Raw genomic sequence first — 19,581 nt, 5'->3', positions numbered from 1 at the left:
CGGCTCCCTATAGCCTTCGAACCGCTTCCGCGCTACTCCACCGGCATGACGGCAGCAAGATATACTTCATTCATGGGCGACGCGCTCGAGCAGGCGCACGCGGCTGTCGCTGTCGACGAAGTGCCGGTCGGCGCGGTGATCGTCCGGGATGGCCATATCATTGGCCGCGGCCATAACCGTACCCGCATCGATCAGGACCCAACGGCCCATGCGGAGATTGTCGCGATTCGGCAGGCGGCCCGATTTCTCGGCAATGACCGGCTGGACGATTGCGATCTGTGGGTGACGCTGGAGCCCTGCACCATGTGCGCCGGCGCGATTGCCCACGCCCGTTTGCGCCGGCTCTATTATGGTGCGGAGGATCCCAAGGGCGGAGCGGTGGACAGCGGTGTACACTTCTTCGACGCCCCGACCTGCCATCACCGTCCCGAGGTTTACGCCGGGATAGAGGGCAAGCGCTCGGCCGAGTTGCTGCTGGATTTTTTCCGCGGCCGGCGCGATTGACAGTTAGTGCACAAAGCGCGCGACAACATCGCGATAGCTGCGTGACACTTTTACCTGTGCGCCCGATCCCAAAATCAGGAAACATTCGCCATTGGTGTGCGGCTTCACTTCCCGGACCTGACTCAGGTTGACGATCGTCGAGCGGTGCACCCGCTGGAAATGACGCGGGTCGAGGCGTTTCTCCAGATCCTTCATGGTTTCGCGCAGGATCAGGCTGTTGTCCGCGGTATAGATGCACATATAGTCGCCAGCGGCGTCGATCCGTTCGATCGTGTCGACATCGACGCGGAAAATCTGGCCGCGGTCTTTGACATTGATCAGCTTCTCATAGCGATTCGCCGTCGCAGGCTCCTCCGATTCGTCGATATTGGCCATGGCATCGGGTGCCACTTCACTGAGCACATTTTTCAGCTTTTCCAGCTCGGCCCCACCGCGTTTTTCCAGCAGACGCTTGCGCACCCGGTCGATCGCATCGGCCAGCCGGTCTTCCTCGACCGGCTTCACCAGATAGTCGATTGCTTCCGCCTCGAAGGCACGCACGGCATGTTCGGAATAGGCGGTTACAAAGATGAACAGGGGCGGTTCGATTTCCATAATCCCCTGAACCACCGAAAAACCGTCGAACCCCGGCATCTGGATATCCAGAAAGACCAGATCGGGCTTCAGGGTCTTGATCTTGCGAATCGCTTCGCGGCCATTGCGACAGGTGTCGACAATCTCGATATCGTCAAATTTTTCGAGCCGGATCTGCAGGCCCTGAATAGCCAGCTTCTCGTCATCGACTAATATTGTCCTGATCGTCATGTTTTTAAATCCTTATGCTGAAATGATGCCATCGTCCGTGCATTTGCCGACTCCCGCTGATGGTCATCACTGGATGCATGCTCCCCAAAAATAGTCTCGTTTCTCAACTGCTCTCCGGTGGCGGCATGATCTGCCGCTTCCCGCTGAATTTGCTCTCTGGTTTCAAATGGCAAGGCAATGAACACCGAAAAGCCTTCACCGGGCGAAGAGCGCGTCTCGAATATCGCGCCTTCTCCATAAGCCTGGTTTAATCGCTCCTGAATATTGCCAAGTCCTACGCCGGTCGATTCAGCTTTTCCGCTCGTATTTCCTGCCTTGCCCGGCCCGGTGTCCGAAACGGTAATCCGCAACTTGTCGCCATCGAGATGGGCCGAGACCGAAATATCCGCCCCTTCTTCCTGCGGTGTCACCGCATATTTGATCGCATTCTCGACCAGAGGCTGCAGCAGGAGCGAAGGCAATAGCGCGTTGCGCACGGCCGGATCGATATCGAAATGCGACCGCAACCGTTCCTCGAAACGCATTTTCTCGATATCCAGATAAAGGTGCAGGGTTTCCACTTCCTGCGCCAGCGTCACCCGGCTGTGGACTTCATTGACCAAAGTATGGCGCAAGAAAGAGGATAGGCGCGAGAGCATGGCATTGGCCGGTTCGGTCTGGCGCAGCAGCACCAGCGTCGAAATACTGTTCAGTGTGTTGAACAGGAAATGGGGGTTGAGCTGATAGCGCAACATCGCCAGCTGCGCGCGGGTTGCCTGCGCTTCCAGTTGCAGCAGCTGGTCATTCTGTTCCTCGACCCGCAGGAAGAAATTGATGGCGTAATAAAGCGCCGACCAGGCCCCCAACAGCATGATGCCCAGAAAGAGCGAACCGAGAAACAGAGTCCCGAAGGCCGTTTCCGAAGTCGGGTTCTGGATAAGAAATACCCAGGCGTCGATGAAGGCGTAGAGAGCGGAGGCAATGGTCAATATGACGGCGGTACTGCTCCAGGTCACAATCGGACGGCGGTGGATCAGATTTTTGTAAACCACCGACAAAAGCAGCGAAATCGAATAGCCGGTGATGGTCGAGATGATCACCGGCACCAGAAAGCTCAGCGGTAGCCCGTTGGAAATCCCGCCGATCGCGCGCAAGATAAGCGCACCGGCCCAGCCGGCGGACTGCAGGTTCCAGAACGCGCGGTTCTTGTTGCCAAAAAACGGCTGGGGTCGAATTTCCATGACGGCCATCACCTTATCTATAGCGGGGCATTGCCGCTTGGGAAAGAATCGCCTATCATTTGGACAAATAAGTCGGAAAACGGCAGACTTCTGACGATATTGCCAGGATATTGGCATTGTCGGCCATGAAACTTCTGCCGGATATCCGAATATGCAAAGAGGAGAGTATCATGGGCGGTCCCAACGAAGTTCGGGCAAAATTCCCTTCCATGGAAGAGGGCACGCAGGAAGACTGGCAGATCATCGGCGGGCATTTCGCCCCTTTTGCCAGCAAGGTTGCCGACCGGGTGCTCGACCATTTGAAATTGCTCGACGGCGATTTTGGCGGTTTCCCGATCGACCGGATGCAGCACAGCCTGCAAACCGCAACCCGCGCGCACCGCGATGGCCGGGACGAAGAATATGTCGTAATGGCCTTGCTGCATGATGTCGGTGACACGCTTGGCACCTACAATCATCCCGATATTGCCGCTGCGATCCTGAAACCTTTTGTCAGCGAGAAAAATCACTGGATCACCGAAAAGCACGGCATTTTCCAGGGCTATTATTTCTTCCACTATCTCGGCCAAGATCGTGACATGCGCGAACAGTTTCGCGGTCACGAACATTTCGAGGATTGTGCGGAATTTTGCGCGAAATATGACCAGACGGCCTTCGATGCCAATTATGACACGGCGCCGCTGGAATTTTTCGAACCCATGGTCCGTCGTGTCATGGCGCGTCCGGTAAACAGCATTTACGCGACCGAATAGGGGCGGCTTGCCAGCCGTTTCAGGCGGCGGAAGATTCGCCGATATCCTTTAGATTCCGGACGACGATATCGTCGCGCCGGGCACCGTCGGCATCCGGCTTAAACTCCGATTCGTCGATCCAGCACAGGTCCTCCATTTGCAATATCCGGCCATCATGGGCCTGCATGCTGATCTGGGCAATCGGTTGCCGGTCACGCGAATCACACAAGATCGGATTGGACTGGACGCCGGTTTCCCATCTTTCGCCCCATTGCCGCAGCGCAATCATCGTCGGCAACAGATCCTGCCCCTTGTCGGTCAGTCGATATTCGACTTTTCGCTTGTCATGATCACAGGGACGACGGGTCATGATTCCCGCTTCCACCATCCGGGTAAGCCGATTGGCCAATATGTTACGGGCAATGCCGATTTCACACAGAAAATCTTCAAAATGTCCGACGCCATTGAGGGCGGCGCGCAAGATCATGAAGCACCAGCGTTCCCCAATCACTTCCAGCGAAACCGGAAGACTGCATTCGTCGCCCGGCAGACTCGATAGATTTTCTCTGATTTTATCCATGCATCGTTCCTAACCCAGTTTTTTCGTCTGTGCGAAAAAAATATACGTTTTTAGTTGCAACTTAAAACTTATCAATATAAGTATTGATTCGCAACCTAGATTGCAATGCCCGATTTCTTCCCCTTGCGGCCGCTCCCCGGCTGGCCGCAGAAAACGACTGACGAAAGGAAATATCATGCTTCTCTCCCAAAGCCCGCTTCGCGCCTCCATATTCTTCTCGATCGCGGCGATGGCCTCGCTCACCCTGTTTACGGCAACGACGGCCGAGGCGCGGAGCACACCCATTGCCTATACCGCCGAGCTGCAAGCCCCGGTAGAATCGTCTCAGGAAATCATCAAAGGCGCGGTAGTGCGCTGTTCCGGGACCGGCTGCGTCGGTACGAAAAGCAACTCCTCCGCCCGTTCGGTCTGCGCCAAAATCGCCGACAAGTTCGGCCCGCTCGCCAGCTTCGCCTACAAGGACGAAGCGTTTGATGCCGAGGCGCTCGCACAATGTAACGACTGATTTGACCGTCCCCGTCTGACCGGCCTTCTCACTCCCCGTGGCAGCCAGATTCCTGGCCCCCGCCGGTCAGCTTTGGCGCCGAAGCCTGTCCTAGCTTCCCTTCCCCGGAAACTAGCGGCGGCTTCGGCGCTCTTTTTTGTTGCCCCGACACCAAAAGCGCACCATCTTTAGCCTATGCTGAGACAATATGAACTGGTGGAACGTGTAAGATCCTACGATCCGGATGCAGATGAGGATCTGATCAACCGGGCCTATGTCTTTTCCGTGCAGCGGCACGGCAGTCAGAAACGCGCCAGCGGCGACCCCTATTTCAGCCATCCCATCGAGGTTGCCGGGCTGATGACCGACCTCAAGCTGGACCAGCAGACAATTGTAACCGCACTGCTCCACGATACCGTCGAGGATACGCTCACCACTACCGAAGAAATCAGCAAATTATTCGGTTCCGAAATCGCCCGGCTGGTCGATGGCGTGACCAAACTGTCAAAAATCGAAGCCCAGACCGATAATGAAAGAGCCGCAGAAAATCTGCGCAAATTCCTGCTCGCCACATCTGATGATATCCGCGTCCTGCTGGTCAAGCTGGCCGACCGGCTGCACAATATGCGGACCCTGCATTTCATCAAGAGCGAAGAGAAACGCCTGCGGATCGCCCATGAGACCATGGATATCTATGCGCCGCTGGCCGAGCGGATCGGCATGTATGAATATATGCGCGAGATGCAGCTTCTGGCTTTCGAGCATATGGAACCGGAAGCCTATGAAACGATCACCAAGAGACTGCAGACGATCAAGGAAGGCGACGAGGGTCAGGTAGACAAGATTGCCCTGTCGATCCAGAAGGCGCTTGAAAGCGGCGGGCTGGCAGCGGATGTCAATGGCCGGGAGAAACACCCCTATTCGATCTGGCGCAAGATGCAGGAGCGGCACGTCAGCTTCGAACAGCTGACCGATATCATGGCGTTCCGCGTGGTGACCGACAATAGTGCCGAATGCTACCGGGCGCTCGGCATCCTGCACGAGAAATGGAAAATGGTGCCGGGCCGGTTCAAGGATTATATTTCCACGCCCAAGCGCAATGGCTACCGCTCGATCCATACGACCATCATGCACGGCAACAATATGCGCGTGGAAATCCAGATCCGCTCGCAGCGCATGCATGAGGATAATGAATTCGGTCTTGCCGCGCACTGGGCTTATAAACAGGGCAACCGGCCCGATGGACAGGCCGGCTGGATCCGCGACCTGATCGAGATCCTGGACCAGGCGGAAGATGCCGAAGAATTGCTCGAACATGCCAAGCTGGCGATGTACCAGGACCGGATTTTTGCCTTCACCCCGAAAGGGACCCTGCTGCAGCTGCCGCGCGGATCGACCACGGTCGACTTTGCCTATGCGGTGCACACCGATCTCGGAAACCAGGCGGTCGGTGCCAAGGTCAACGGGCGGCACGTCCCGCTCCGGACCCAGCTGCAAAATGGCGATGTTGTCGAAATCCTCAAGTCCAAGGGACAGGAACCGCAGCCGGGCTGGCTGTCCTTTGTCATTACCGGCAAGGCACGCGCTGCCATCCGCCGCAACGTCCGGTTCAAGGAACGCGACGAGATTATCGCCATCGGCACGGAACTTTACGAGGAAATCATCGAGCGGCTGCCCGGCAAGATCGGCAAGCGCGCGATCAAGGCCGCGCTCAAGCGGCTGGACCTGAAGGAGCCGGACGACCTGATGATCGCGATTGGCACCCGTCAGCTCAGCGATCGGGAAGTGATGGAAGCGATCATCCCGGGCAGCGTGCACGACAATGACGACGAGCGGCAATGGCCGGAACAGGATCGCGCGATCTCGATCAAGGGCCTGACGCCCGGCGTCGCCTTCAATCTCGCCGAATGCTGTCACCCGGTACCCGGAGACCGGATCGTCGGCTTGCGCCGCAGCGGCCAGAATGTCGAGGTGCACACGATCGACTGCCAGAGCCTTGCCGACGGCGTCGATGCCGACTGGGTCGATCTCAGCTGGGGCAATGAAAGCGATGGCGCCGCGGCGCGGCTATGCGTGGTCTTGCACAACAAGCCGGGGACGCTGTCCGAAATGGCCGGGATTTTCGGCTTTCACAACGCCAATATCCTGAACCTGCGCCTGTCCCACCGGGACGGCCCGTTCCATACCTTCGACGTTGATCTGGAAGTACACAATGTCCACCATCTGATGCGGATATTGTCAGCTCTGCGCGCGTCGGAAGCGGTCGCTCAGGCCGAACGCACATGATCGCGTCGGCAAGCCTGGATTAGTAGCCGGGCGCGGGATCAGCGGCTTGGCGGTGGTCCGCCGGGCATTCCCTCAGCCTGCATCTGCTGACGCAATTCTTCCATCTGCGCCTGCGAAATGAAATCGATCAGCGTAACGTCGAAAATCAGCAGGCTGTTCGGCGGGATCTGTTCGCCGGGGGAAGCTTCGCCATAGGCCAATTCGGACGGGATCCAGATGCGGTATTCGCCGCCTTTCTGCATCAGCTGCAGCGCTTCGGAAAAACCGGGAACTACGGCGCCAACCGGCATCGGTGCCTGCTCGTTGGCATCGAAAACCGTGCCGTCGCGCAACTGGCCTTCATATTTGACCAGAGCCGTGTCGGTGGCGACCGGCGAAGGCCCCTCGCCCGGAGTGATGACTTTATATTGCAGCCCGGATTCGGTTGTTACAACGCCGTCTTCACCGGCATTGGCTGCCAGAAACTGCTCGTTGGACGCGCCCGTCACAACCGCACTCTGGGTTCCTGCATAGGCGAGACCGAATGCTGCGGCAGCAATCAGCAATACACCGATCCAGATCTTGGTCAGTGATCCCTTTTTGATGGGATGAATCGGAACCGTCGTAACAGACATGGGCGGGCTACCTTGTTCTTGTGGAGCCGAAGCGCTTAAATGAGACCATCGCGTTCCATACGCTTGCGATCCATCTTGCGGGCGCGACGTACGGCAGCTGCCTTTTCGCGAGCACGCTTTTCAGACGGCTTTTCATAATGGCGACGCAGTTTCATTTCGCGATAGACGCCTTCACGCTGCAATTTTTTCTTGAGCGCCCGAAGGGCCTGATCAACATTATTATCGCGAACCATGATTTGCATAAGACTGAGTAACTCCGTTCAGATTTCGTAGCGGTCCAGAAGCAATTTCTTCCGGCCTATATTAGTGTAAAAGCCATAAAAAAGGGTTTGCAGCAGAATCAATCTGCTTCAATCTCGCGCCGCCTATCAATTTCTTGGAACCGAGGCAAGCTTTTACGCGATTCTTTGCGCGAATGAGGGCAGCTTGGCCTTCGTCTTTTCGGGTCATTGCTATAATATGGCGGATAATAAAAGACTAGCCGATTCGAGGAGAGACAGACATGGCCACCGCAATCAATATCCAGTCCAGTTGCAGCGAAGAAGAATGGAAAGCACGCCAGCGGCTTGCCGCCTGCTACCGGATTTTCGCCTATCTCGGCTGGGACGAAATGATTTTCAACCATATCACGCTCAAAGTGCCCGGCGAGGATGATGCCTTTCTGATCAATCCTTATGGCCTGCATTTCAGCGAGGTGACCGCCTCGACCCTGGTCAAGATCGATATCGACGGCAACACGCTGGATGGCTCGACCTACCCGGTCAACAAGGCCGGCTTTACCCAGCACAGCCTGTTCCACCGCGAATTGCCCGATGTCCATGCCATTATCCATACCCACACGACAGCAACCATGGCAGTGTCCTCGGTAGAAGGCGGACTGCAGCCAATCAATTTCTACGCCGCAGCGATCGTCCCGCGCCTCGCCTATCACAAGTTCGAAGGCATCACCGTGCACGAGGATGAAGGCCCGCGCTTTCTCGCCAGCCTTGGCCAGAAACGGATGATGATGCTGGAAAATCACGGACCGGTGGTGATGGGCCGGACACTGGAACAAGCCTTCCTCAACCACTGGGTGCTGCAACGCGCCTGCGAAATCCAGATGCAGACCCTGTCGATGGGCAAACCGGTGCTGATCGGTGAAGAGGTGATCAAAAAGCATCTCGACAATCTGTCGCAGGCCTCGATCGATCCGCTGCAGCAGGGCGTCCCCGAATTCGACGCAATGGTGCGGCTGATTGATCGCGAAGACAAAAGCTGGCGCGACTAATAACCGCTTTCGTCATGCAGAACCTGTTTCAGCATGACGGGCATTGGCCCATGACCAAATTTGCCGACGATGCGAATGCCCATCAGCATTTACTCAACCCGGCATTGTGAGAATAAGCGCCGATAAATAGAGGCCGAAGCCAAAAACGCTATGGCCCAAAATGCTGCTCAGACGGGCTACCAGTGGGTTGGGCGTATTTGCGGCTGCGATTCCCGCTCCCATCGCTGGTTGCATGATGAAGAAAGGCGCCACAACCGTGGCCAAGCCGATGGCAAGTGCGGGCGCGAGTGTCGGATTGCTGATCCAGTTCGACCCGAAGAATAGAAACAGCACCGTCGCATAGAATATTCCGATAATATAATGTGCGCTCCAGCCGATCAATCGTTCGCTGGCTATAGGCGGGGCAGCGGCGATATCGTGATGAACAAACCGGCCTTTTGGAAAATATCCAAGCCACCGGCCCACTCTGGCCCAATTGGCGACAGGGAGACCCAGCACATGGCCCGCGAACAGTGCCCACAGGTCTAGCAAGGCCGTGGCGCCGATACCTATTGCGACAACTGCAATTACAAGTTCTGGAGTGTTCGGGTTCATATTGCCTTGCCATATGTTATGATATATCATGCTATTTAGGCCTTGTTTATGGCTCCGTCAATACAACTTGTCGGGCTGCATTGTCGGACCGCATTTTCTGATGTAACGATTGGCTTCATGACCAAATTCACCGTCAACGACCGTCCGGTCCAGTACCGGATGGACCCGGAAACCCCCCTGCTATGGGCGCTGCGCGACGCATCCAATCTCACCGGCACCAAATATGGCTGCGGCACGGGCGATTGCGGCGCCTGCATGGTCGAGGTCGACGGCGAGGCGATCCGCTCCTGTCTGGTCACCATCGGCGAGATGGAGGGCCGTTTTGTCACGACGATCGAAGCGCTGTCGCGCGATCGCAGCCATCCGGTGCAACAGGCCTGGGCGGCAGAGAATGTCCCGCAATGCGGCTTCTGCCAGTCCGGCATGATCATGGCGGCGGCGGTATTGCTGAAGAAAAATTCCAATCCGTCAAAGTCCGAAATTGACGAAGCGATCACCAATATCTGCCGCTGCGGCACCTATCCGCGCATCCGCGAGGCGATCCAGCGCGCCGGTCGCGTGGCCCGCGGAGAAGCGGTGCTTAGTTCAGCTCCGCCGCCGGGTATCGACCCGGAAGATGCCGCCAAGGCCGTGCCGGCGCTGACCCCCAAGGAATGAGTTGTTCACCCGAGACGGCGGGTGTCCATCCAGGACCATCAGGATACAGCCCGGCCGGAATTTTAAAGCGCTTTCAGGTCGCAAAGAGCTGAACCTCTTCCCGATTGGGCGCTGACCCGATTTTTGGCGATGGGCCCCGGTCTTCGCCGGGGTACAAGTTCCGCGAAAAGTCTAAAAGCCGAATTTCACGGTCAGCCGCGCGTTGAGCGGTTCACCGGTTGAAATATTGTCATTATTATGGACCGACGGATAATAAGTTTCGTCGAACAGATTTTCCACGTTGAGCTGGACCTGCACCTTCTCGCTGACGTCATAGTAAAGAGCAGCGTCGACCCGGGTGAAAGCCGGTATGCGGACGCTATTGTCGTTGGTCGCGAACTGGCTCGACTGATGGGTCACACCGACACCGGCCGCAAATTGCGTGGTGAAATCATATTTGGTCCACAGCGAAACCATATGTTCCGGCACCTGGAAAAGGCGCAGTTCCTGACCGGCAACGGTAGTCGCATTGCGTTGCTGGCCATCGAGATAGCTATAGCCTGCATTGATTTGCAACCGTTCCGTCAGCTTGCCGACGAGCTGGAACTCGACGCCTTCGGTCCGCGACCCGGACAAGGTGCTATTGCCCTGATTGTCGAGCAGGATAGACTGGTCGTCCCGGTCCAGACGGAACAGCGCTGCGGTCAGGCTAAGCCCGGATGTCAGGTCATATTTTACACCGATTTCGTAATTGTCGAAGGTTTCCGGTGCGAGATTGGCGGTGCTCGGGGTGAGCGTCAGAAACTGGTCACCCGAACGGGGCAGAAAGCTTTTGGCATAGCTCGCGTAAATCGAGATATTTTCCTGCGGCTTGTAGATCGCGCCGAATCGCGGCGAGAATTTTTCGTCCGTCCGGCTGAGCAGCAAGCTGTTCTGGATATCGTTGACATCAAGATCAAAACGATCAAAACGCACGCCGCCGATTATATCGAAATGATCACCAATACTGATCTGGTTCTGCACATAAAGCGACAGGAATTTCAGGTCGGAAACGGTGCTGCGGCTGAATGCCGGAAAGGTGAATGCCGGAACGACGATAGGGTCGGTTAGCGGAACCACTATCTGGTCATCACTGCTGGCGGCAAAGAATATATCACGGCGGGCATTGGCAGATTTTTGCTGGCCGATTTCATAACCGAGCAACAGGCTGTGGCCCAGAGCACCAGTATCGCCCGTCCACAACAAATTGCCCTGCGTGATGAAATTCTCGCGGTCAGTCGTGTCGACATAGCCGTCGAGCGTGACCGAATTGGCGACGGGCGTCAGCCGGATATCGTTGCTCACCGCATCGACCGGATAGACGTTGCGATAGAGCTTGTCATAATCGCCATATTGGGTGGTCGAACTGAAGCTCAGCTCATCACTGAAATCATGTTCCACCCGCAACTTGACGATATGGGCCTGCAGCGTCGTGCGGTTGGTTCCGGGCTGGCCGAACAATGTATCGCGATATCCGGCAAGCGGTCCGCAAGGGTCGCCGAACGAGCAGGCATCCCCTGCGGCGCGCAGTTCCGCCGGATTGCCGCGGTCTACCGCACGATCATCATCAACATATTCGTAGGACAGCAATATCCGGTTCTTGTCGTCCAGTTCGGTACCGAATGTCGGGTTGATGGCGAAACGGCGGCCATCGTAAAAATCGCGATGGTTGTTGAAATCCTCATAAAGGCCATTGAGCCGGAAGGCCGCGGAATCGCCGACGGGCAGATTCAGGTCACCGGCAAAATAAAATGCGCCAAAGCTGTCGACACTGGCGGTCGCTTCGCCAAACTGCCGATCGGAGATCGGTGATTTCGTCACCCTGTTGACGATTCCGCCACCGCCGCCCCGGCCAAAGATCATCGCATTGGGGCCTTTGTGAATTTCAACCCGCTCGATATTATAGAGCGGCCGGAAATATTGGACATCATCGCGAATACCATCGACGAAGAAATCGGCGGTGGTGTTCTGCCCCCTGATGGTGATCTGGTCGCGATTGCCTTCGCCCTGTCCGATCGATGCGCCAGGCGTATAACGGAGAATATCCCCGATATCCTGAAGCGCTTGGTCATCCAGTTGCTCGCGGGTCAGGACTGATACGGTTTGGGGAGTATCTATGAGCGGCACGTCGGTTTTCAAACCAGCGCTGCTGATCGCGACATAGCCCTGCTTTTCACCAGTTACGATAATTTCCTGATCGTCGGAAAAGCCTTCCTCCCACATCTCCTGACCGGATGCGTGCGCCGGACTTGCCGCGACCGCGGCCAGACTAACAGAGGTTAAAAGGCACAACAAACGGCACGAAACAATATCCACAGACCCCCCTCGCTTGAGAATTATTCTCAATTGCCGCTTCGCTAATGCGATTAGTTCTCATACGCAACAAAGAATCGTTGGGTTTTTGACATTTTCTTTGAAACAACCGCCAGACTTGTGCTTATGAAGCGGCATTGACCCAATGGGAGAGAAACATGAAAGCGACGATCTGGCACAACCCGAAATGCGGCACATCGCGCAAGACTTTGGCGATACTGGAAGAGACACCAGGCGTTGATCTGACTGTGGTCGAATATCTGAAAAACCCGCCGAGCCGTGCCAAGCTGGAACAGCTTTACAGCGATGCTGGCATGACTCCGCAGGAAGGCCTAAGAGTGCGCGGTTCGCCTGCCGAGGAGCTCGGGTTGACGGAAGACAGCGCTACAGCCGACCAGATCCTGGATGCAATGGCGCGGGAGCCAATCCTGATCAACCGGCCGCTGGTCGAGACCGAAAAAGGGGTGCGGCTGTGTCGTCCGCAGGAGATCGTGCAAGAGATACTCTGACCGGAGCGTCTTTCAGCGGGTGGAAACAACAGACCGGGAAAGATGATGTCGGTAGTCGCAATATACAGCATGAAAGGTGGCGTCGGCAAAAGCTGCACGGCGGTCAATCTGGCATGGAACAGCGCCGTCGGCAGCTCCCGCCGGACCTTGCTCTGGGACCTTGACCCGCAAGGCGCGGCGTCGTTCATCCTGAAGGGTGACCGGTCGAAAAAGGATCGCGCACGCGCAATGGTCGCCGGCGATGTCAAACCGGAAAAACTGATCAAGCATACGGACGTGGAGAATCTCGATATTCTGGCCGCCGACGTGTCGTTGCGTGGTCTCGACCGGCTGTTCTTCCAGATTAGCAAGAAACGGCATCTCGGCAAGCTGCTGAAGGAAATCGGCAGGCATTATGACCGGATCATTCTCGATTGCCCGCCCGGCCTGACCGAGACCAGCGAACAGATTTTGCGCAACGCCGATATTGTCATCGTACCGACAATCCCGTCGCCGTTATCGGAACGCGCCCTTACCGATGTCCAGATGTTCCTGAACAGCAACAGCAAGAAACACGCGCCATTGCTGCCGGTATATACGATGGTCGACAGGCGCCGCTCGATTCACAACGAGGGCTTGGCCCGCAAACCGAAATGGCCGGTCATCCCGATGTCGAGCGCGGTGGAACATATGACAAAATTGCAGCAACCGGTCGGAAGCTTCGCGCCACGCAGCCCAGCCGCCCAGGCCTATGCCCGGATCTGGCGCGGTATCGAGAAGAAGCTGGCCAAAAAATAGACCGGCCGGAGAGGTTCAGGCGGTTCTTTGGCTATATTCCAGATGCCCGGGTTCGTACGACTGGAACAGTTGCTTGGCATCATCGGCAACCATCGGACGACCGAAATAATAGCCCTGGATTTTGCGACAACCCAGCCGCTTGATCATCTGGACTTCCGCCTCTGTCTCGGCCCCCTCGGCCGTCGTCGACATGCCAAGCGAATCCGCCATGGCTACAACGGCCCGGATAATCGCAAGGCTTTCCGGCGCATTCTTCGCTGCCCCCTGGACAAAACTGCGATCCACCTTGATTGTGGTGAAACGGGTTTTGCGCAAATAGCCAAGCGAACTATAGCCGGTTCCGAAATCGTCAAGCGACAGGTTGATGCCCAGATCGATGAGCTTGTCGAGCACTTCCGCAGCACCATTGCCTTCGTGCATGAAAATGCTTTCGGTCACTTCTATTTCCAGCCGGCTGGCCGGCAGTCCGCTTTCTTTCAGGGCGGAGACAACCATCTGGAGAAAGTTCACTTCAGCCAGCTGATCCGCCGAAACATTGACCGCGAGCTTGACCGAAGACGGCCATGACAGGGCTTCCTTGCAGGCGGTTCGCAATACCCATTCGCCGATCGGAATGATCAGCCGCGCTTCTTCGGCCAGCGGCACGAATTTGGCTGGCGACACAATGCCGAATTCCGGGCTGGTCCAGCGCAGCAATGCTTCAAAACCGACGACACCACCCGAATCCGCGCTGACAACGGGCTGATATTGGAGCGACAGTTCGTCGTTCTTCAGCGCCTTGCGTAGAGCGATCTCCATGACCCGCCGCTCTTCCGCCTGGACGTGCAGCTTCGGCTCATAATGGGTGAAGGCGCCGCCGCCCTGGTCCTTGGAGCGGTAAAGTGCGAGATCGGCGCTGCGCATCAGCATCTCGACCGTCCGTCCGTCCCGGGGACCGATCGCGGTGCCGACGGAGGCACCTATGTAAAGCGTATGCTGGTCGACTTCATAGGGCCGGGACAGCGTATCGATGACCTTTTCGGCCAGCAATTCCATATATTGCGTGTCGCTGGCTTCCTTGATCACGATGGCAAATTCGTCGCCACCGAGACGGCCGCACAGCTCGTTGTCGGTCATGATCGACCGCAGCCGGTCGGCCACACGCGCCAGCAACCGGTCGCCCACCGGATGGCCGAGCGTGTCGTTCACCGCCTTGAACCGGTCCAGGTCGATCATCATGAAGCCGCAGCGGCCATTCCATTTTTCGGCGGTTTGCATCGCCTTGCTGGCCGCATCGGTCAGCTGCAGGCGATTGGGCAGGCGGGTCAGCGTATCAAATCTGGCAAGTTGTGAAATCTTGTCTGCCGACTGGCGCTGTTCGGTAATGTCCGATCCGACGCCGCGGAAGCCATGAAACACGCCATTGTCGTCGAGCTTCGGCGAAGCGGATAATTCCCACCACCGGGTTTCGCCATTGATCTGCACCGGCACCAGCATGTTGCTGAAACTGTCGCGCCGTTTCAGCTTGTCCGCCAGTTCGTGCAACGCCGTCGAGAATTTCCCGCTGTCCCAGGATTCTCCGGCAACCAGCTGCAGAAACGGCTTGCCTTCGATTTCCTCGGTCGGCTGGCCGATCGCATGGGCAAAGCGCGGCGAGACGTGGATGATGCGACGCGATGTATCGGTCTGCCAAAGCCAGTCGGCGCCGGTATCCTCGAATTCCTTGAGCAACAGACTGACCACTTCGCTTTTCTCGTTGAGACTGGCTTCTGCAACCCTGCGGTCAATGAATGCCCGTCCGGACATCAGGCATCCGGCAATCAGCAGGATCGCGATCGAAAGCGATGCCATCGCCAGATGCGCACTGCCGACGTAAAGCCAGCCGCCGATTATCGCGATGCTGGAAGATGCGATGAAGAAAATGCTGTTGAGCGGCATATTCGACAACAGCATTGCGGAGCCGACCATCAGGCAGACGATGGTTGCCCATACCGGTATCATCGTCATCAGGTCCGCGCTAAAGGCAAACAGCAGAAAACCGGCGCCCCAGAGCATACCCCCGGCCAGGGAGATGAGATAGAATATTGTCAGATCGGAACGGCTGATCGACTTCTGCTGCCAGGCCGACTGTTTGCGATAGAGCAGATGAGCGTAGATATAGACCGCACACAGCCCCAGGAGCCAGGCCCCGAGCAGCAGGATATTGACCTGACCAACGCCCAGTTGCACGGTCAGCAGACCGCACACGACCGCAGCTACGATCTTCAGCAGACCATGCTGGCTATTGCCGTTGAATTGCAACGCGCGGATGCGGCCCCAGTCGACCCCTTCCGGATCCGACAGACCAAGCAACACGCTGAGCGGGATTACCCGCGGCAGACCATTTTGAGCGAATGTTTTTGACACCGCTCGTCCCTACAAGGAAATTCTTAGCGAAAAGTAAGGAAGGACCTGATTTTCTTCACTATTTTCGGGCGGGCCCTGAAGCGCCGGTTCAGGCGGCCACCGCATAGGGCTGGATATCGCCGGAAAGATAGAGATTTCGGGCCTTCGCACGGCTCAATTTTCCGGAGCTGGTGCGCGGCAGGGTGCGCGGAGGCACCAGTTCGATCACACAATTCATTCCGGTGATCGCCCTCACCTTGTCCCGGATCTCGTTCCACAGCCGCAGTCGCTCGATCTCGTCCGAGGTCCGGCACTGGACCAGAACGGCAGGTGTTTCTTCACCACCCGGCGTGGTAATCGCAAAAGCCGCGATGTCGCCGGCCTTGAATCCGGGCAATTGTTCCACCGCCCATTCGATATCCTGAGGCCAGTGGTTTTTGCCGTTGATGATAATCATGTCCTTGGCGCGGCCGACAATGTAGAGATAGCCGTTCGAGAGATAGCCCATATCACCGGTATCGAGCCAGCCATCGACCAGACAGGCGTCAGTCGCTTCCTGGTCACGATAATAGCATTCCATGACCGCCGGGCTCTTCATCCAGACTTTGCCGACCGATTTTTCGGCCAGCACCGTTCCGTTTTCCTCGCGGATTTCCAGCTGGGTATCACGGACCGGCTTGCCGCAATTGACGATGGCGCGATAGCGTTTCGGACGGCTGCCGTCGCTCGTCTTTTCGCCGGAAAGCTCGGTCTCTTCCACCAGTTCCACTTCCATGCCTTCGCCGGATGGCATGAGGGTCACCGCCAGCGTGGCTTCGGCCAGACCGTAGCTGGGCAGGAAGGCCTTGGCATCAAATCCTGCCGGTGCGAAGGCATCGGTAAAGCGCTGCATCACGTCGGGCCGGATCATGTCGGCGCCATTGCCGGCGAGCCGCCAGCGCGAAAGGTCGAACCGTTCCTGCACATTGGACTGGCTGCCGATGCGCCGCGCGCAAATCTCATAGCCGAAGGTCGGCGAGAAGCTGCAGGAGGTGCCCGGGTTGCGGGTGATCAGATCCAGCCATGACAACGGCCGGCGCGCGAAATCGGCGGTCTTGAGATAGTCGGTCGAGACCTGGTTGGCGACCATCGACAGGAAGCAGCCGACCAGCCCCATATCATGATAGAAAGGCAGCCAGGAAATACAGCGATCAGTGTCGTTGATCAGCATGCCATGGGCGTGCGAACCGAGATTGTGCAGCAGGGCCTTGTGGGTGACGGCAACGCCGTGCGGGAAGCGGGTCGAGCCGCTGGAATATTGCAGATAGGCGATATCACTGCTGCTCGCCGCAGGCAATTCGACATCAGGCGCATCCTGTTGCGCGAAAGCATCCCAGCCGAAGATCGGGATCGATCGCGATTGCCCGGCGGGGCCGGCCAGATCCGCGATTTCGTCCGGAAACAGCAGCAGAGAAGGATCACAGCTGTCGAGCTGCACCCCGATCTGGTCGATATAGCTTTCCTTGCCGCCAAAAGAGGTTGGCAGGGGCAGCGGAACCGGCAGCGCGCCGGCATAGACCGCGCCGAAGAACAACGCGCAGAACTGCGGCTCGGTATCGGCGATCAGCGCCACCCGGTCACCCGGCTTGATACCGGCAGCAATCAGACGTTTTGCCGCCGCCATGGCGTCATCGCGCAGTTCGCTGAACGGATAGGCCCGGACCAGCGTTGCCCGGGCATCGTGAAAATTGAATCCCTTTTGTCCTGTGGCTGCATAGTCGAGGGCCTCGCCCAGCGTCTCGAAATCGGAGAAGCGGCGCGGGAGTTCATCCAGGGTCGGAGTTGGCGTCAATTCGGTCATTCAATATCCATTTCCGGGAGGTCCAGCCTTCCCAAAATCAGTCTCATGCGCATTACCGGGAACGATTGATCGGCTTTTTTCCACGGTCAGATGCATCTACCAGTGTCATTGATGACCTCTGGCGTTTAAATTTCGGCCCGACTGTGGCACAAAAAGGGCAAAGGTCATAACCGAAGGTCAAGCCGTTGAAAAACAGCGTTAAAACGTTAGATCAGGAGAGCCTGTACCGGCTGGCCATCCGCTATGTCGAGCGATATGCAACGACCCGCAAGAAACTGGCCGACTATCTGAACCGGAAAATCCGCGAAAGGGAATGGCAGGATGCCAAACCTCCGGCAGTAGAAGCGCTGATCGAACGGTTCGTCGATCTGGGCTATATCGACGATGCATTATACGCGCAGACCAAGGCGGCGGCGCTGACCCGGCGCGGATACGGGGCCCGGCGCGTCTCGCTGGCGCTGTATCAGGCCGGGATCAGCGAAGCGGACGGAGCCGAAGCCTTTCAGATCAGCAAAGAAAATAAATGGGCTGCAGCAGATAAATTTGCTCGCAAACGGAAGATCGGATGCTATGCCGAAAGCCAGCAGGACGAGGACATATGCCGCAAGCAGTTGCAGGCTTTTCTGCGGGCCGGCCATGATTTCGATCTGGCATCCCGTTTTGTTTTCGCCCGGCCCGGCGAGGAAATAACAGCGGAAGACTAGTTAGCACGAGTGCAAGTAGATTGCGGTCCAGTTGAATTGGGCTCTATGGCGTCAAGAATCGCCAGTCTTGCAATATTGTGATATATAGTGCTGATCGAGTCGAAATATGTTAGTTTTTTGATTTGGTTTAGTTTTGTTCGGAGATGCATAGTGGCAAGCTTGTTTGCGGAACCTGATCCTGCGGGTAATCGCACGCCCCATCACAGCGAGCATGATCATTCCTCAACCGACGGCGAATTGCTGCGCGCCACCGGCCGGGTGAAATGGTTCGACAGCCATCGCGGCTTCGGCTTCATCGTTCCGGAAAATATCGATTCCGGTGACACCTCTTCCGGCCCGCAATCAGATATATTGGTGCACTGGAGCCTGCTGGAATCCCTCGGCACCCGCGAATTGCCGGAAATGGCCCTGGTCACCTGCGAATATGCGGTTGCGCCCAAAGGGCTGCAAGCGACCAGAATATTGGACATCGACCTGTCCAGTTGCGGCCCCAAAGCGGACAAATCGGAGCCGAAAGGCAACCGGCAGGCGATGCATATCGTCGACGAGAATTCCGCCTTCGTCAACGCCGAGGTCAAATGGTTCAATCGCGCCAAAGGCTATGGATTTCTGGTGAGCGACGCGTTCGATGGCGATATTTTTCTCCACATGGAAACCCTGCGGGATGCGGGCATTGCAGAAATTGCGCCGGGCCAGCCGCTACTGACCCGCATAAGAGACGGAAACCGCGGCCATATGGCGGTGCAAGTCTGCCTGCCTCCGTCTGACTGAAAAAGAGACCCCCCGCATGATCAAGCATTCAAAAGCGATCGCGCTTTCCCTGACGCTGCTTGCCACGGCAGCCCTACCCGGCTGCCATGCCCGGGCCGGTGATAGCAGTGCGGCCAGCGCACAGAGCGGGCCGCAGAATGAAATGCCCCTCTCCGAAGCGGGGCTCAGACAGGTGCCGCTCAGCGTCAAGACGTCGGATGCGGTGCATCGCTTCACCGTCGAAGTGGCAGAAAGCGCTGCCGAACAGGCACAGGGCCTGATGTTCCGGACCCGGCTGGCGCCGGACGAAGGAATGATTTTCCCCTTTGCCAAAGATCGCATCGCCAGCTTCTGGATGAAAAACACCGTGATTTCGCTGGATATTATCTTTGTCCGCCGCGACGGGACGATCGAATCGATCGCGGCCAACACCACGCCCTATTCGCTGGAATCGGTCCGCTCCGGCGAGCCGGTGGCCGCCGTGTTTGAAATTGCCGCAGGGCGCGCGGCAGAACTGGGTATCGAACCCGGCGACAAAATCACTTGGCAGTGACGCTATCAACAA

The 19,581-nt window shown here is 57.1% G+C and carries 20 protein-coding genes; 11 read left to right on the top strand and 9 right to left on the bottom strand.

Annotated elements, in window-relative coordinates; all coding sequences use genetic code 11:
* Positions 1–72: 72 nt before the first annotated feature.
* Positions 73–504 (top strand): tRNA adenosine(34) deaminase TadA, encoded by a 432-nt coding sequence (gene tadA, locus BOSE62_RS15295; RefSeq protein ID WP_201295689.1) that lies wholly within the window; start codon positions 73–75, stop codon positions 502–504.
* Positions 505–507: 3 nt separating this feature from the next.
* Here tadA and BOSE62_RS15290 read toward each other — a convergent pair whose 3' ends face one another.
* Together BOSE62_RS15290 and BOSE62_RS15285 are read right to left on the bottom strand one after the other, a co-directional pair.
* Positions 508–1,308 carry a LytR/AlgR family response regulator transcription factor gene (locus tag BOSE62_RS15290; protein ID WP_159647597.1) on the bottom strand — a complete coding sequence of 267 codons (801 nt, stop codon included), beginning with the start codon at positions 1,306–1,308 and terminating at the stop codon, positions 508–510.
* Complete coding sequence (locus BOSE62_RS15285) at positions 1,305–2,537, bottom strand: sensor histidine kinase (RefSeq protein ID WP_159647596.1); 1,233 nt, start codon at positions 2,535–2,537, stop codon at positions 1,305–1,307. The genes BOSE62_RS15290 and BOSE62_RS15285 overlap by 4 nt, the downstream gene beginning before the upstream one ends.
* A gap of 161 nt (positions 2,538–2,698) precedes the next feature.
* On the opposite strand from BOSE62_RS15285, the gene BOSE62_RS15280 reads away from it, so the two are divergent.
* On the top strand, positions 2,699–3,280 hold the full coding sequence (locus tag BOSE62_RS15280) for an HD domain-containing protein (protein WP_159647595.1): 582 nt from the start codon (positions 2,699–2,701) through the stop codon (positions 3,278–3,280).
* Positions 3,281–3,299: 19 nt separating this feature from the next.
* On the opposite strand, the gene BOSE62_RS15275 is transcribed toward BOSE62_RS15280, so the two are convergent.
* Positions 3,300–3,839, bottom strand: a complete 540-nt coding sequence (locus BOSE62_RS15275) for a winged helix-turn-helix transcriptional regulator (protein WP_159647594.1) — start codon at positions 3,837–3,839, stop codon at positions 3,300–3,302.
* A gap of 175 nt (positions 3,840–4,014) precedes the next feature.
* Between BOSE62_RS15275 and BOSE62_RS15270 the strand changes: the two genes are divergently transcribed.
* Complete coding sequence (locus BOSE62_RS15270; protein WP_159647593.1) at positions 4,015–4,344, top strand: CC_3452 family protein; 330 nt, start codon at positions 4,015–4,017, stop codon at positions 4,342–4,344.
* Positions 4,345–4,518: 174 nt separating this feature from the next.
* Positions 4,519–6,609: a RelA/SpoT family protein gene (locus tag BOSE62_RS15265; protein WP_159647592.1), complete on the top strand. Its 2,091-nt coding sequence runs from the start codon at positions 4,519–4,521 to the stop codon at positions 6,607–6,609.
* Between the two features lie 38 nt (positions 6,610–6,647).
* Here the strand turns inward: BOSE62_RS15265 and BOSE62_RS15260 are convergent, their stop codons facing one another.
* Together BOSE62_RS15260 and rpsU are read right to left on the bottom strand one after the other, a co-directional pair.
* Complete coding sequence (locus BOSE62_RS15260; protein WP_159647591.1) at positions 6,648–7,223, bottom strand: FKBP-type peptidyl-prolyl cis-trans isomerase; 576 nt, start codon at positions 7,221–7,223, stop codon at positions 6,648–6,650.
* Between the two features lie 35 nt (positions 7,224–7,258).
* On the bottom strand, positions 7,259–7,465 hold the full coding sequence (rpsU, locus tag BOSE62_RS15255; protein ID WP_067197663.1) for a 30S ribosomal protein S21: 207 nt from the start codon (positions 7,463–7,465) through the stop codon (positions 7,259–7,261).
* Between the two features lie 260 nt (positions 7,466–7,725).
* On the opposite strand from rpsU, the gene BOSE62_RS15250 reads away from it, so the two are divergent.
* Complete coding sequence (locus BOSE62_RS15250) at positions 7,726–8,490, top strand: class II aldolase/adducin family protein (protein ID WP_159647590.1); 765 nt, start codon at positions 7,726–7,728, stop codon at positions 8,488–8,490.
* Between the two features lie 93 nt (positions 8,491–8,583).
* On the opposite strand, the gene BOSE62_RS15245 is transcribed toward BOSE62_RS15250, so the two are convergent.
* A complete protein-coding gene (locus BOSE62_RS15245) occupies positions 8,584–9,084 on the bottom strand; it encodes a DUF2938 domain-containing protein (protein ID WP_159647589.1) in 501 nt (166 codons plus the stop codon).
* 117 nt (positions 9,085–9,201) lie between these two features.
* On the opposite strand from BOSE62_RS15245, the gene BOSE62_RS15240 reads away from it, so the two are divergent.
* A complete protein-coding gene (locus BOSE62_RS15240; RefSeq protein ID WP_159647588.1) occupies positions 9,202–9,741 on the top strand; it encodes a (2Fe-2S)-binding protein in 540 nt (179 codons plus the stop codon).
* Positions 9,742–9,912: 171 nt separating this feature from the next.
* Here the strand turns inward: BOSE62_RS15240 and BOSE62_RS15235 are convergent, their stop codons facing one another.
* A complete protein-coding gene (locus tag BOSE62_RS15235; RefSeq protein WP_159647587.1) occupies positions 9,913–11,982 on the bottom strand; it encodes a TonB-dependent receptor in 2,070 nt (689 codons plus the stop codon).
* Between the two features lie 248 nt (positions 11,983–12,230).
* On the opposite strand from BOSE62_RS15235, the gene arsC reads away from it, so the two are divergent.
* Both arsC and BOSE62_RS15225 read left to right on the top strand, forming a co-directional pair.
* The gene (arsC, locus tag BOSE62_RS15230; protein ID WP_159647586.1) at positions 12,231–12,581 is read left to right on the top strand and encodes an arsenate reductase (glutaredoxin); all 351 of its coding nucleotides are present in this window, start codon (positions 12,231–12,233) and stop codon (positions 12,579–12,581) included.
* 45 nt (positions 12,582–12,626) lie between these two features.
* On the top strand, positions 12,627–13,358 hold the full coding sequence (locus BOSE62_RS15225; RefSeq protein WP_159648082.1) for a ParA family protein: 732 nt from the start codon (positions 12,627–12,629) through the stop codon (positions 13,356–13,358).
* Positions 13,359–13,373: 15 nt separating this feature from the next.
* Here BOSE62_RS15225 and BOSE62_RS15220 read toward each other — a convergent pair whose 3' ends face one another.
* Positions 13,374–15,743 carry a putative bifunctional diguanylate cyclase/phosphodiesterase gene (locus BOSE62_RS15220; protein WP_236554069.1) on the bottom strand — a complete coding sequence of 790 codons (2,370 nt, stop codon included), beginning with the start codon at positions 15,741–15,743 and terminating at the stop codon, positions 13,374–13,376.
* Between the two features lie 88 nt (positions 15,744–15,831).
* A complete protein-coding gene (locus tag BOSE62_RS15215; protein ID WP_159647585.1) occupies positions 15,832–17,562 on the bottom strand; it encodes a fatty acyl-AMP ligase in 1,731 nt (576 codons plus the stop codon).
* A 185-nt stretch (positions 17,563–17,747) separates the two neighbouring features.
* Here BOSE62_RS15215 and BOSE62_RS15210 point away from each other — a divergent pair, with 185 nt between their 5' ends.
* From BOSE62_RS15210 to BOSE62_RS15200, 3 genes are all read left to right on the top strand, one after another.
* Entirely contained in the window at positions 17,748–18,266 is a 519-nt protein-coding gene (locus BOSE62_RS15210; protein WP_159647584.1) for a regulatory protein RecX, read from the top strand.
* Between the two features lie 150 nt (positions 18,267–18,416).
* A complete protein-coding gene (locus BOSE62_RS15205) occupies positions 18,417–19,037 on the top strand; it encodes a cold-shock protein (RefSeq protein ID WP_159647583.1) in 621 nt (206 codons plus the stop codon).
* Positions 19,038–19,053: 16 nt separating this feature from the next.
* Positions 19,054–19,569 (top strand): DUF192 domain-containing protein, encoded by a 516-nt coding sequence (locus BOSE62_RS15200; protein WP_159647582.1) that lies wholly within the window; start codon positions 19,054–19,056, stop codon positions 19,567–19,569.
* Positions 19,570–19,581: the final 12 nt, after the last annotated feature.

The organism is Sphingorhabdus sp. 109 (genome assembly GCF_902506555.1).
Classification (GTDB): domain Bacteria; phylum Pseudomonadota; class Alphaproteobacteria; order Sphingomonadales; family Sphingomonadaceae; genus Parasphingorhabdus.
Note: the sequence above shows the minus strand (reverse complement) of the source record. Positions and strands in the feature narration are given on the sequence as shown.